At 58.8% G+C, this 13,837-nt stretch carries 6 protein-coding genes; all 6 read left to right on the top strand.

Annotated features, from left to right (window positions below):
- Positions 1-23: 23 nt before the first annotated feature.
- Entirely contained in the window at positions 24-2,234 is a 2,211-nt protein-coding gene (locus CD351_RS00680; protein ID WP_111990842.1) for a DUF262 domain-containing protein, read from the top strand.
- A gap of 348 nt (positions 2,235-2,582) precedes the next feature.
- Positions 2,583-5,894, top strand: coding sequence for an STY4851/ECs_5259 family protein (locus CD351_RS00670; protein ID WP_369880619.1), 3,312 nt, complete (start codon positions 2,583-2,585; stop codon positions 5,892-5,894).
- Positions 5,881-6,402, top strand: a complete 522-nt coding sequence (locus tag CD351_RS00665; RefSeq protein ID WP_234027176.1) for a DEAD/DEAH box helicase — start codon at positions 5,881-5,883, stop codon at positions 6,400-6,402. Before CD351_RS00670 ends, CD351_RS00665 begins: the two co-directional genes overlap by 14 nt.
- 37 nt (positions 6,403-6,439) lie before the next feature.
- Positions 6,440-7,206, top strand: a protein-coding gene (locus CD351_RS00660; protein WP_369880616.1) for an IS5 family transposase whose coding sequence is annotated in 2 segments (ribosomal slippage) — positions 6,440-6,772 and positions 6,775-7,206 — 765 coding nt in all. Because the reading frame shifts where the segments join, the coding sequence is not laid out codon by codon here.
- Positions 7,207-7,218: 12 nt separating this feature from the next.
- The gene (locus tag CD351_RS00655) at positions 7,219-12,687 is read left to right on the top strand and encodes a helicase-related protein (RefSeq protein ID WP_234027175.1); all 5,469 of its coding nucleotides are present in this window, start codon (positions 7,219-7,221) and stop codon (positions 12,685-12,687) included.
- Positions 12,688-13,070: 383 nt separating this feature from the next.
- Complete coding sequence (locus tag CD351_RS00650; protein ID WP_111990838.1) at positions 13,071-13,469, top strand: single-stranded DNA-binding protein; 399 nt, start codon at positions 13,071-13,073, stop codon at positions 13,467-13,469.
- The last annotated feature ends 368 nt before the right edge of the window (positions 13,470-13,837 follow it).

Below are 13,837 nucleotides of genomic sequence, written 5' to 3'. Positions count from 1 at the left end.
GGATCTAACGGCAGGAATTGGAAATGAAGCACGCGCAAAAGCCGGACCATGTCAGCTTGGGAACACTACTCCAGCGTATCCGCGAGGGGCAGTATGTCATCCCCGACTTCCAGCGCGAATTTGAATGGAAGCCATCAGACATTCGCGAGCTGATGGCCTCGATCTTTCAGGACTATTTCATCGGCAGTCTGTTGCTCTGGAGAGGAACGAAAGAGAATTTTTCGAACCTGTCCTGTGAACCGATTTACGGGCAATCGGGTGAGGGCACTCCGGTGCAGATCGTCCTTGACGGTCAACAGCGTCTGACGGCGATGAATTACGCGTTCCATGCCCCACAAATGCCGCCCCCAAGCCGATCAAACCGCTTCGTTTTCTCCATCGATGTCGAACGTTTCATGGCGGGAGACTTCGAGAATGCTTTTCGCCAAGATTGGGGCGAGAATTGGTGCGAGCGCATCCTGACGGACAGCGTCCTTCAATATGGCAACCATTGGTTCCCGCTCGCTATTATCGGCAAGGGAGGCTTTGAGATCTTCAAGTGGGCGGAGGGTTACGAAGAGTATTGGTCGAAGCGCGAGGGAGAAGACGAACTTGCCTCAGCGCATGCTGAGAACGGCATCAAGTTTATCGAGCAGGTGCGCGAACTGATCGAGCAGTACCAGATTTCGTACGTCGAACTGGATCGCGATCTCCCGATCGACAAGGTCTGCGACATCTTCACACAGATCAACAGCAAGGGCGTGAGGCTGGACGCGTTTGACCTGCTCAATGCATTGCTTAAACCCAAGGATATACAGCTCAAGCACCTTTATCGCGAAGTGGCTGACAGGCTTTCGTTCGCCGAGGCCGAGCGGATGAACATCTACGTTCTGCAGGTGATGTCGATCCTCGTCCAAGAGTATTGTTCGCCGAAGTACCTCTATTACTTAGTTCCTGGAGTTGCGCGGACTTTTCGCGATGCCGATGGCAAGCGCCGCGATGAGGTGCTGGTGGTGGATGAGAAGGATTTCGAGACACGCTGGAACGCTGCAGTGACAGCCTTGGAGAAGGCGCAGAGTCTCTTGCGGCACCCCCAAGAATTTGGTGTTACCTCCCCGCGTTTCCTTCCCTACCCATCCATCCTGCCAGCGTTCGCGGCAATCAATTCGCGGATCTCGGCGTTGCCTGGAGAACGCCAGCTTCAGGCCCGCCGAAAGCTAAACCACTGGTACTGGGCATCAATTTTTACCAACCGCTATTCAAGTTCCGTGGAAACCCGCAGCACTCGCGATTTTATCGACCTCAACACCTGGTTTGATGATGACGCGGCTGCCCCGGTCGTCATTGCCGACTTCAACAATCAGTTTCGCCACCTCGACCTAGAGAAGGAAACGCGCAGTTCCAGCTCGATCTATCGCGCTATCTTCAATCTGTTTGTCATTGGCGGAGCACGCGACTGGCTTTCTGGCACCTTCCCCGGCGCGAATGAGATCGATGACCATCACATTGTTCCGGCAGCTTGGGGCAAAGCTAATGGACTCGGAAAATTGATCGACACCGTTCTCAACCGTGCGCCGCTTAGCTCAGAGACGAACCGGCACTGGATTAACGATAAGCTTCCGAATTCTTATCTCCCGAAGCTCATGGAAAGCAGCGGCGAGCAAGCGGTTCGAGCTAATCTGGAAACCCATTTTATATCCACTCAAGCGTTCGACATCCTTTTGCGGGATCCCTTCACCAAAGAGGATTTCGAGGCGTTCATTGCGGAACGCAAACGGACAATCCTTGGGGCGATAGAGAACCTCCTGGTGAAAGAACGTTTGGATTTGTCGCCCAGCTTGAGGGAACTCGACCAAGAGATCGAAGCGACCGAGTTGCGCCTCCGTGAGATTGTAGCGGCAGCCATCGACACAAACGACTTGATTATGCCTGAGCACATTGCTGCCAAGGTTCGGGATCGGATTCAGAAAGAGCGAAGGAAGGGGCTTCTGACCGTCTCGGACGAGAACATCTCAACGATCGAAGAACTCCAATATTGTGACCTTCGAGAGCTGGAAGATTTGATCGTTTCAAAACCGACTTGGCCAATCTTCGCGTGCCGGTTTGATAGCAAGGAGCAACTCATTGCGAGGTTTGCCCAGCTCGCTGAACTGCGAAACGCGATCCGCCATACGCGCTCGGTCTCGCAGCTTGCGCAAAAGGACGGCGAAGCTGCTTTGATGTGGTTCCAGTCAAAGATCAAAGTGCACGCCTAGATTTTCTTAGGCCTAGAGCTCTGCTTGTAGATGGTGGCGAATTCAGGCTCTGACCACTTCTGTTAGCCTCCTTGGCGCTCCACCTAGCACAGAAGTCACGGCGCTCGGGCGGCGACCTGCACGATCGTTTCGTGAGGGCCAAATTGGAGAATGGCGATACCGTCATCTGGGGTCTTGGACGGGGTATCGACGGTGTCATGAACGCGCGCTGTTGTTGTGTCGTGAATGCTGTTTACGAGGGCTCGATTTCGACCTCTCGGGCAATGCACTGAAAAACCTGACCTTCATCATTGATTATGAAGTAACGTTCAGAGATGTTGAGGTAAGTGAGGGTGTTGTCTGGCATCCATGATTGCGAGAGGTGCCGGGGTGAGTGCGGGGATGGAAGGACGCGATTTCAAATCTGAAATCGACGCGGCGCAAAACGACCCAGTTCGGCTGCGCAAGATTGCCGATGAGATTCACGCTAGAGGCGGCTCGCGTATCTTGATGATCCGAGCGATCCAGCTCGCCAGGGCAGCAGATAGCGGACCACATCCTTTGGGTAAGACTTGCGGGGATCTTGGTTTACCTCGCCCGACTGGCCTCCCGCTTTACCGCTACAAGCTCGCACCGGGAGTTTTTCAGCGGATCGAAGCGAAGCTTTCTGCCAATCTCGCGTCGGATTTGCTGCGACAGTCTCTAGCTCCAGCTTTCGTCATGTGGGCGGCAGACTGGTTTCGGCGGTCCTACCAGGGCGGCATGCAGCGCTGGGCCGATATCGAAGCGGTTTTGGGGCTCCAGCTCCCACAATCGGAATGGCGGGCACTTGCAGACCGCGGCTTCGATGCCTGGGGCGTTGAACCTCTTATCACGGCGCACGGAAACCAGCGTCTCTCCAATCTCGCGCGGCATGGGGGCTTTCCTGCAGCGGCAATCGCTGGCGGTGCGAGCTGGCCGCGTCGCTTCCTAGAGCGGGCAGTCGGTGAGCTGCTCGGGGCAGACATTCAGGACATCGCTACCGCTGTTTCGATCTGCGAACGCAACGAGTATTTGCTTCCCTCAATCTGGCGCAGCCCGGAAATGCACGCAATCTGCGGGGAACTTGCCCTCGAGATCGTCGAGCTTCGTGCATTCATCGACAAGGAAGTGCCAGTTGACGGCCGCCCTTATTCGGGCCGGTTGGACCACGCTTACGAAGACTGGCGCGATGAACTGCCGATGACGCTCGACGGGGCTGCTGCGGGCCTCATCGATACGCTCCTTGAAGCCAGAAAGCTTACTGGAACAGGGAGCATCCGGGTCGGACGATTGATGCGTTCGCAGGACGGTGAATGGCGCGAAAGTCTGGATTTCCATCTTGACGGTCGCTGGGACGACAAGGATCGTGTGCTGTCCGCAGGTGAATATGTCCGGGTGTTTCTTCAGCCCTCGGGTGCCTTGGCGGACCGTGTCTCCGGTCGGCTGGCTTACCTTGAGGCTGAATCGGGCAATTGCTGGATCGCGCGCGCTATGCGCAGCGAAGCTGCGATCGATTATCCCTTGGGCCTCTCCGTCACCGCAGAATTCCATGCGCGCGGCGAAAGACTCGCTCACAGCTTTGTCCTGCCGGGCGGCAAAGCGGTTGGGGATGGACTGCGGATATTCGAGCGGCGGACCGGAGGCACGGAGCTAGGCACGTTTTCCCTTATTGGTCAGGGGTCGGGTGGTTATCGCGCCGAACCAGTCTTTGTCGATGTCCCGCAGGATTGGATGCTTCGCGGCAAGGACGGCAATTCAGAGATCGAAGCCGAGGACTTTGCCTTTGCACCTGGTCGTTCGCTCTACCGCTGTGCTGGCCAGATCATCGCCGAGAAGTCCAATGGCGACGCATTTCTGGTGCGGACGGGGCAGAGTGCAGATCGTAAGGATCGCCTGACCATAGTGGCCCAAGAGGCGATCGGTGTGCAGGCACCCGGTGGCGAACGGTTGATCAAACATCCGCTGCATGCAGAAGTCGAAGACGGGGTTTCACGGGTCGGCTGGCGGTTCGCAGGGGAGAGCGCTTGGCGCGATGATCTTGTCAACTCGGGCCCTGGACACTGCGAGTTCGCCTGGCTCGATGGAACGACCGAGCATGTTCGGGACCGGACGAGCGCACTGGTTCTGCCGGTTGAATTCGCACTCAGCCAGCGGATCAATGCGGCTCATGCGGAAATCCATTTGGAAGGTTGGACCGGAGAAGCGGTGCTCAGCGATGAAACGCCTATTGCGGACCATCGCTGGCGGGTGCGGATCGATCCGCCCCGTCGCGCGCTGCTCGGCTTGCGCCTTACCCCCGAACATGGCTCCACCTTCGACCTCAATGTACCTTTGCGATCGAAAGAATGGCTGACCACCTGGGATGGCGAACTTCTCAGGCGCGATTCTGTCCTAGGCCTCGCCGATCTTCGTGACACCGTTGCCCGCGCGCCAGGCCATGCGATGCTGATGGGCGAAGTTGCCCATCACGCTGGAGCGTCGCTTGAGGCGAGTTGGAAGGTCGATGTCGAACTGGGCCTGTCGGCTCTGCGGAACGATATTGCCGCCTTGATGCGGCCGCTCGGCATCGATGCCCAGGTCCGGCTAGACTTCCACAACGGAAGCAATGACAACTGGTACGTCACGGAATTCGGCAATTCTCTTGAGTGGGAACCTTCGCGAGGGCTGCGTCCGAAAACGGCCATTGTCGGCGAGGATGTCCGCGTTGGCGGCCGCTTTCTTGGAGCTCCCGAGAAAGAGGTGGATTTCGGTCCGTTTGACGGATTGCTTGGCGGCCTCGGAGGGCAATTGATTCAGCTGCCACGATTGCGCGGTCCATGGCTCGTCTATCTGCGCGAAGGTTCTCGCGTTCTCACGCGGCCAAAGTTTATCGACGGCGATCCGGTTCACGATGTTCCGCAACACAGGCTCGGCCGAGCAATGGCACAGCCTCTTTTGCAAGCGCGCGAGGACCTCGTAAGGCTGGCGGAGGAACTCGCTGCCGAGCCCATGTCTCCCGAAGCGACCCAGACCATTCGCGCAGTCATGGACTTGGCGCTGTCGCTCAATGGCTTGCCACCGCAGACCTTCGAAATCTTCAGCAAGTTTGAGATTGCCGGTCCGCTTGCGCCGCTCCTTCTTTATCGCTGCGAGGAGCAGCACCTCTCGACGATCCTCGAGCTGTTTGATGGCCTATGCTCAAGCTGGTCTCTTCTGCCGATCAAGGCCTGGGACGCTGCCTTTCAGGCTCAAGGCAATTATCTGGTCAGCCGGCTTGATGACCCTCAGTGGGCGTTGGCAAACATCACGGAACGTCAGAACGAAATCGCGGCGCGTGCGCCGCAGCTTGCGCCACTCATTTGCCGGGACTTCTCGCCGTTGAGCTGGGAAGAGCTTCGCAACCACTTCACGAGCCATACAAGCGAGGGCATCAATATGGATGCCGGCGGCTTCAACCCTTTTCGGCCTGCTTACAGCGAGCTACTGCCAAGAGAGAACTTCGTCGAAGCGCTGATGCGGGTCTTCGATGCTCCTTTCGCCGCTGCACTTTCCGCTACCGGACGTGCTTCTCTCGAGAAGGAGCAAGTCCTGACCGTCAAGGACGTCGAACGACGTCACCCCGACTACTTTGCCAAAGCCTTTGGCTATGCCCTTTCGGAGCTCAAGAATGGCCGCCAGTGAACCCCTCCCTACATCCCGATTGTCGCCGATGGAGGTGCACCAGCGGCTGAAGACTGGCCTCGCCGAAGCGGTCGTCTCGCGCGCAGGCATCCGGCACGAAGGGCTCAATGCTTTTCTCCGGAGGACTCTTGCCGGTACGGATCCAGCAAACGGTAGCCTCCTTTCCGAACAGCTTTTTCAGGCTGCTCCCGGCTATGTATCGTCGGGGAAAAGTCCCGACCACCTTCAAGCGCTGCTGCATCAGCGCACAATCGACGCGATCACCCAAACGTCGGATACTGATCTACGCTTCGATTACCCCGCCTACGCGCACCAGCTGGCGACGTGGGAACTGCTCAGCACGCAAGAGCCGCAATCGGTTCTGGTTTCGAGCGGCACGGGGTCGGGCAAGACCGAATGTTTCCTGGTCCCGATGCTAGATGATCTGGTCCGGGAGTCCGAAGAGCAAGGTCCTCTGACAGGGGTTCGGGCTCTAGGGTCCGTACTCAATAAGGACTGGTGCTGTTGAGTGATTGGTGATTCAAGGCTGTTGGAAGGAGCCTTGGATGAGCAAGCATCTTTACTGGTTGGACGATCAGTCGTGGGCGGCGATTGAGCCTTTGCTGCCCCGTGGTCGGCGCGGTGCACGGCGGGTTGATGATCGGCGCGTGATCTCGGGGATCATGCACATGCTCAAGACGGGTGCCCGGTGGCGCGATTGCCCTTCTGAGTATGGTCCCTACACGACGGTCTACAACCGCTTCAACCGGTGGAGCCGACAGGGCGTGTGGCAAGACATCTTCTATGCTCTGACCGGATCGAGCGGGGTGATCGGCGGGGTCACCGCCTCGGTGGACTCGATGCACATCAAGGCGCATCGCTCGGCAGCGGGCGCAAAAGGGGGGCCTTCCATCACTGTATCGGGCGCTCGCGCGGCGGTCGTACCACCAAGGTTCACGCCCTGACCGATGAGCGGGGACGGCCCCTCGCTCTGGTCCTGACCCCCGGCAACACGCATGATCTGACAGGCGCGCGCGATCTGCTGGCCATCACCGGTGCGCCCCGCCGCCTGCTGGCCGATCGCGCCTATGACGCGCGGTCCCTGCGCGACTGGCTTGCCGAGCACGGCTGCGAACCAGTCATCCCGCCCAACCCGACCCGCAAACACCCGCACACATACGACGCTCTCGCCTACAAGCAGCGCAACGGGATCGAACGCTTCTTCTGCCGCCTGAAAGACTTCCGACGCATCCACACCCGCTACGACAAGCGCGCAGACATCTTCCTCTCTGCAATACTCATCGTCGCCGCCATCATCTGGTGGGCTAATTGAGTCCCGACCCTAATGCTCTACCCTCTGAACGCTCTTATCGCGAGCCAGGAGAAGCGCCTTACAGCCTGGACCAAGCCGCTTCGCGGCGATGTCCGCTTTGCCCTCTACAACGGATTGATGGGAACGGCGCGGAAGTCCAATCGCGACAAGGCCGAGCACGAGATACCGCATCAGGTTCTTTACCGGGAAACCCTCCGAGCCAACCCACCACCGATCCTCGTTACCAACCAGACGATGCTCGAATACATGACGATCCGGCGCGAGGATCGTCCGATCCTCGACGCATCAAAAGGCAAGCTGCGCTGGATAGTTATCGACGAAGCGCACAGTTACATAGGTTCGGCAGCGGCGGAGCTCTCGCTCCTGCTTCGCCGGGTAATGAACGCGTTCGATGTGACGCCCGATCAAGTCCGGTTCGTTGCGACGTCGGCCACCATCGGCTCTGCTGACGACGAGAAGGCCCGCGAAGACCTTCAGAGATTCCTTGCCGACATTGCTGGCGTTCCGCTTGAGCGGGCGCATGTCGTTGTGGGAAAGCCTCAGCCGGTCGACCTCTCGAAGGTCCTGACAGCGTCCGATGATCCGGCAGCTTCGTCGGTTGCCGAGAGGCTGGAAGGCGAGCCTCAGACCCTGGCCTCGCTTAAAGCACTCTCGCCGGACGCCGAAAGGATTTTGCTCGATCTGTCGGCCCATAATGCAAGCGAAGCGAAGCCTGTCCTGCCGATGCGAGCGCACAGCTTCACGCGGGCAGTTGCCGGGCTCTGGACCTGCATCAATGTCGATTGCCCGGGTGAGATGCGGCCCAAGGATTGGCCATTTGGCGCTGTGCTCTTCGACCATCGGGACCAATGCCCGCATTGCCAGTCGATGGTGTTCGAAATTCAGAACTGCCTCGATTGTGGCGAGCCCTTCCTCCCGGCCGATGACATGGGCGACAGGATCGTACCGCGGCGAAGTGATCATGATGCAGATGAGTTTCGCGAAGATAGCTATCGTGATCGCGATCATGATGATGACGATCAAGAAGATGAGCATGAGGGGATCGGCCATCCACGGCTGATTGCCATCAACCCGAAATCCGAAGCGACCGCGACCGCTTTCGATGTATCCAGCGGCGAATTTACTGGCGAGGCGGGGCATTTTCATCTGACCCAGCTGGATGAGGGGCGTTGCCCGGCCTGTCTCGGGAACAAGCGGCGCGGGCGACCGGTCGTCTTTCCCTTTCGCTTTGGCACACCATTCCTCACACAGAATGCGGCACCGATCCTCCTTGAGGGTGTGTCGCCACATCAAGCGGAGCACGCCCTGCCGTTCGATGGCCGTCAGCTGATCAGCTTTTCGGACAGCAGGCAAGGAACAGCTCGCTTTGCCGCCAATATTGAAACCAACGGAGAGCGGGGCTTTGTCCGCGGCTTCATCTATCATGCTGTCCAGAAGGCTGCCCAGGGTAGCGACCTGACCGATGAGCGCAGGGAAGTGCTGCTCAAAAAGAAGGCTGCTCTAGCGAACCTCGTGGCAGACATGCCTGCGTTCAAGGATGATATCGCCAAGATTGACGCGGAGCTCGCGGGTGGCGCGGCAACCGGAATACTCTGGAAGGGCCTCGTGTCATCGCTCGCGTCTGAGCCGGCCATTGGCATGATGGCCAAGGTCTGGGACCTCGATCGCAGCGAACGTTTTCACGATAACCGGGAAGCGCTGGGCCGCTTCATGCTCTTGCGCGAACTCGCCCGTCGTCCGCGCAATGCCAACGCGATGGAGACGCTTGGTCTTGCACGGCTCCGGTTCCCGGATATCGAGCGGATCGGTCCGGAAAAGCTACCCGAGCTTGTCGACCAGAACGGCTATTTGATCGAAGATTGGCGCGATTTTCTGTATTTCATGGTCGACTATCTGCGGAGCTATTTCGCAATCGACGTCGATGATGGCGACGCCCGCTGGATGCCAGGTAGGGCACGCGCTCGCAACGTAATAGGGCCCGATCAACCTCCTGGATCGAAGCGGGATATCAGCTGGCCTTCGGTCAATACCAAGGGCACGCAGCCCGCAGCAGTCCTGCTCCTCGCGACAGCGTTGAAGCTGGATATCGGTGAGCCGCGTCATAGACACGAGATCAATCAGCTACTTCGAACTGCTTGGGAACAGCTAACGCCCGTGCTTGCTGGCGTCGGCGGTACATTCACCCTGCGGCTCGAGCAGAAGGCCGAGATCGAGGCGGTCGACCTAGCTTGGCAGTGCCCCCTAACGCGTCGCGTTCTACCGCGACTTGTATTTGGCAGGTCACCCAATCTTGTTGGGTCTGGAAGCAAGATCGACGGCAAAGCGGTCTTGCCGGTTGAGTTTTCTAATGTCCCACGCACGCGACCACTCTCGTTAGCCGATAATAAGGAGATCAGAGGTTGGCTGGTTGAGGACAAGCAAGTCCAAGCCCTTCGACAGTTGCACCTTTGGACCGATCTACACGATCAGGCCGCGCTCGCCACGCCTTATCTGCGGGCCGAGGAACACAGTGCCCAGCAGCCCCCGCACCGACTCCGGGAGTTCGAGGAACAGTTCAAGGAAGGCGATATCAACCTACTTGCCTGCTCGACCACCATGGAAATGGGTGTCGACATCGGTTCGATCGAAGCAGTGCTGATGACCAACGTTCCACCCTCGATCGCCAACTACAATCAGCGGGCCGGTCGCGCTGGGCGCCGCGGACAGGGCTTTTCGACAAGTCTCACAATTGCCCGCAATACACCTCTCGATCTTGAAACGTTTGCCGATCCTGCGGGCTATTTGCGCCGCAAACTCGCATCGCCGCGCGTATCGCTTGATTCAGATCGGATCGCGCAACGTCACGCGAACGCCTATCTTCTCGCCCAATGGTTTCGCGAGGTTGAGGGAGAATTTGCCCGGACCAAGACCGGGGATTTCTTCGGCTGTCGCGCTGACCTTCGTCCTTTCGAGGGTCTCGCTCCCGTGGACGCCTTTTGCGAATGGCTCGATCTACCAACAACGGCATCCGCAACCGAAGAAGGTCTGCTGCGGCTCCTCAGGGGAACTGGTCTCGAATACGACACCGAGATCCGGGGGCATACGGCGGAGATGTTTGGGCAGGAAGCTGCGAATTTCCGTCGTACATGGCAGCGCTTGAAAGAAGACTCGGACGCGCTCGATGGGTCGGCAAGGAAGGCGATCGAGTTTCAGGCACGGCGATTGTGCAAGGAGTTCCTCTTGAAGGAGCTCGCCAATCGCTCGCTTATCCCTGGAAGCGGTTTTCCGACATCAGTTGTACCGTTTGATACCCTCTGTGCCGAGACGCAGAAGGCGCAGGAGCGCAATCGTTCGGAAGAGGAAGGCGCGCGTGATCGGCGCTATGAATGCCCGACGCGCAACGCCGATATCGCCATTCGGGAATATGCCCCGGGGGCAGAGGTCGTGGTTGACGGACTGGTTTGGAAATCGACCGGGGTCACCCTCAACTGGCTTAGCCCGATCGACAGTGGCCAACGTGAGCCGCAGAACCTTCGTTGGGCCTGGTGGTGCGACCATTGTGGTGGGGCGGGGAGCGATCACCAGATGCCAGACCATTGTGCCCATTGCGGCGAACGAAGCATTACCATTGAGCAGTTTCTTGAACCGGCTGGGTTCCGGGTCGACTGGAGCGCTCAGCCGCATGCCGACACCGATCAGGCTGTCTACATCGAACCCAAGTTCCCGAAGGTCAGTGTCGGTGATGCCCTGTGGCAACCTATGCTGCAGCCTGAAACCGGTCGGATCCGGGCTTCGCATGAAGGTTACATCTACCATCACTCTCGCGGACCCAATGACAAGGGCTACGAGATTTGCCTGGAGTGTGGACGGGCCGGGGATGCCGGGACCGATGCTCTTAAAGACCATCGGCCGCTCATGCCGAGGGACCGAAAGGCAATAGATCGCTGCCCGGGCAATGACGAAGGTTATGCGATCACGAGCGCTCTAGCGCTGGGCCATGAAGTTCTAACCGACGTGGTGGAGCTGCAATTGCCTGGGCTGGAAAGTGACGGCGCGGCCTGGGCGCTTGGCGCAGCCGTGCGCGAGAGTCTTGCGCGCTGGCTTGGCATCGAGCCGCGCGAGCTTGGACTTTCCGTGGCAGCTCGAGACGGCAAGCTCGGTCGTAGAGTGCCGTCGGTCTACATCTTCGATGAGGCATCTGGAGGTGCCGGATACGCTCCGAGACTTCTCGATGACATCTATCATGTCTTCGAACGGGCGGCCCGTGTCCTCGATTGCCCCAAGGAGTGCGAGATGGGGTGTTCGGCCTGCGTCCTTGCTGCCGATCTCTACAAGCAGCAGGGGCGTCTCGACCGGCGGTCTGCTCTCCTCGCGGTTCAGGCATTTCTCGAGACAAATGCTGAACTGCCGCAGGAAGATCGTGCGGTCCCCGATGCCAGGGCAATCAATGACGCGGCAAACACACTTCTTTTGAGAGCGCGAACCGGAGACCGCATTTCCGTATTGTTGCCTCCCGTGTTCGATCTGGCAGAGCTGACTTCGACCAAAATACGCACGTTTTTTTCTGCCGCCTCAGCGCGCGGCGTTCCGGTGACGCTCGTGCTTGATCCGACTTCCTTTGATAAGCTCGAAGAGGTCGAACGGCGCTTTTTGCGCGATGCCTCGGTGCGTTTCGAATTCTCTTTGGCCCTGGGCAAAGGAGAAGACGCACCCTTCGTGAGCAAACGCCTTGCCGAATTGATCTCGACTGATCGTACCACAGGGTTCTTCTCACGCGATGCGAACGCGGCGCAGCCGGGGGAGCGATGGGGCCTCGGTGAGACGTATGCAGTCGTTGCCGGCACTCTCAGCGGCCCCACCGCCTACAACCCAATCAACCCGGATGATCTGGAGCGACAGGTTGCGGCTGGTGATCAGGTCGAGCTGATGCAAGGTTTCGGGCAATGTCCGGTTGGCCAATTTGGCACACGCTTTGGGTCCAAACTGAAGCAGCAGATGGAAGCGGCTGGTGTTTGGAAACCTGGCAGTCTTGCGCGGATCACCTACACCGACCGCTATCTCAATGCGCCTCTTCCCATGCTTCTCTTTCTGCGGACGTGCGAAGCTCTGTCCGCTCAGCTGAAGGCGGATAGCCCAGTCGAAGTCGATATCTTGGTCCAGCCACTGAAGAAGGATCGGCCACCCCATAGGATCTTCCATGACTGGGAATATGAAGATGACCGTGCGGAAGTTGCCGAGCTTTTGGGCGAAAAGTTTGGCCTCGATGTCGATCTTCAGGTCACGGAAAATTCCGACCATGGCCGCAAGCTCGAGCTTGAATACGCCGATGGTCAGAAGGTTCTCGTGCTGCTCGACCAAGGTTTTGGATATTGGCGCATCACCGGTAGTCCGCCGCGGCATGATTTTCGTTTGGCACCCGCTGCGCAGGTTAGCGAGCTTTTGCGCTCATCGGCTGCGGTTTCAGGTGTGGGAGAGAGCTATTTCGCTGTGAAAGGTCTCTGAACGGAAGCCATACCTTCACTTTTCATTGCACGCCGTGTCGTGTTCCAATTGAGGGAGCCAGCACACCGCGTTTCACTGGTGGACTGACAACCTCGGAAGGCGATGACGAAGGCTGATTGTGGCTGGGTCTTGGCACCTTCAGACCCGCACCCGATACCCATCCGGCTTTCTTCGCGAACAGTCCTGAATCAGGTCAGCTGAGGACGGCAACCCGTTCCTTCCCGGCCGTGTTGGCAGCTGCGCTGCCTGCCCGCACCACCCGTCATGAACAGGTTTCCCTTCGGCCCTTCAGGCCTTCGGTGCAGTCCTCCCATGCCCTGCTTCTTCTGGATGTTCGCAAGCCGGAGATGGTCTCCGGTTTGAGGAACTGAAGGACTACTATCATGACCAATATCGCAATCCTCAACGGCCGCATCGCCCGCGATCCCGAAACCCGCGAGACCAAGGGCGGCACCAATGTCACCGGCATCACCGTCGTCACCGATCGCCCCGCACGCGACAAGGACGGCAAGACCTACAAGGATGAGAACGGCTACACCGCCAAGGAAAGCGAGTTCCACCGGGTGACCTGCTTCAACGGCCTCGCCAAGACCGTCGGCCAATACTGCTCCAAAGGCCAGCTGGTCAGCGTCCAGGGCCGCATCCACTACACCCAGTGGGAGGACAAGGACGGGGTCATGCGCTACGGCACCGAGATCCTCGCCGATAAGATCGACTTCCTCTCCCGCGGTAACGGGTCGAGCGACGAGAACGACAACACCGACGCTCCCGAGATCGACTGACCTCCGACTTCATCGATCCCCATCAAAGGGGCGCTGTCCAGACCGGACAGCGCCCCTTCTCGCTATCAAACCAGGGGAAAAATGGAGCGGGGCTGGGGACGCCCTCTGTCCCGCGCAACCTGCGGTTGCGCTCCTGAGGGTGCGACGTTTTAGTTCTGGGCCCCGCATGCACTCCCAACCGGCAGCGGGTCGGAGCGGCGCGAAGCTGCGGAACCGACAAGAGCCGGTTCCTTCCTTCGCACGCGCTCCTTGGCCACTGCCTCATCGGGGGTGCAGTTCTTGTCTGGTTGAGACAGCTATTTTCCCCCCGATGGGAGAGCTTGCGCAGCCGGACTGGCTGCTCACGCTCCAAATTTTCCAAAGGCAAA

The sequence above is a fragment of the Erythrobacter sp. KY5 genome (assembly GCF_003264115.1).
Classification (GTDB): domain Bacteria; phylum Pseudomonadota; class Alphaproteobacteria; order Sphingomonadales; family Sphingomonadaceae; genus Erythrobacter.
Note: the sequence above shows the minus strand (reverse complement) of the source record. Positions and strands in the feature narration are given on the sequence as shown.

Excerpts from the sequence above, each read along its gene's own strand:
- CD351_RS00670 (WP_369880619.1), top strand. The coding sequence starts at position 2,583 with ATGATTGCGAGAGGTGCCGGGGTGAGTGCGGGGATGGAAGGACGCGAT.
- CD351_RS00655 (WP_234027175.1), top strand. The coding sequence starts at position 7,219 with ATGCTCTACCCTCTGAACGCTCTTATCGCGAGCCAGGAGAAGCGCCTT.
- CD351_RS00680 (WP_111990842.1), top strand. The coding sequence starts at position 24 with ATGAAGCACGCGCAAAAGCCGGACCATGTCAGCTTGGGAACACTACTC.
- CD351_RS00665 (WP_234027176.1), top strand. The coding sequence starts at position 5,881 with ATGGCCGCCAGTGAACCCCTCCCTACATCCCGATTGTCGCCGATGGAG.
- CD351_RS00650 (WP_111990838.1), top strand. The coding sequence starts at position 13,071 with ATGACCAATATCGCAATCCTCAACGGCCGCATCGCCCGCGATCCCGAA.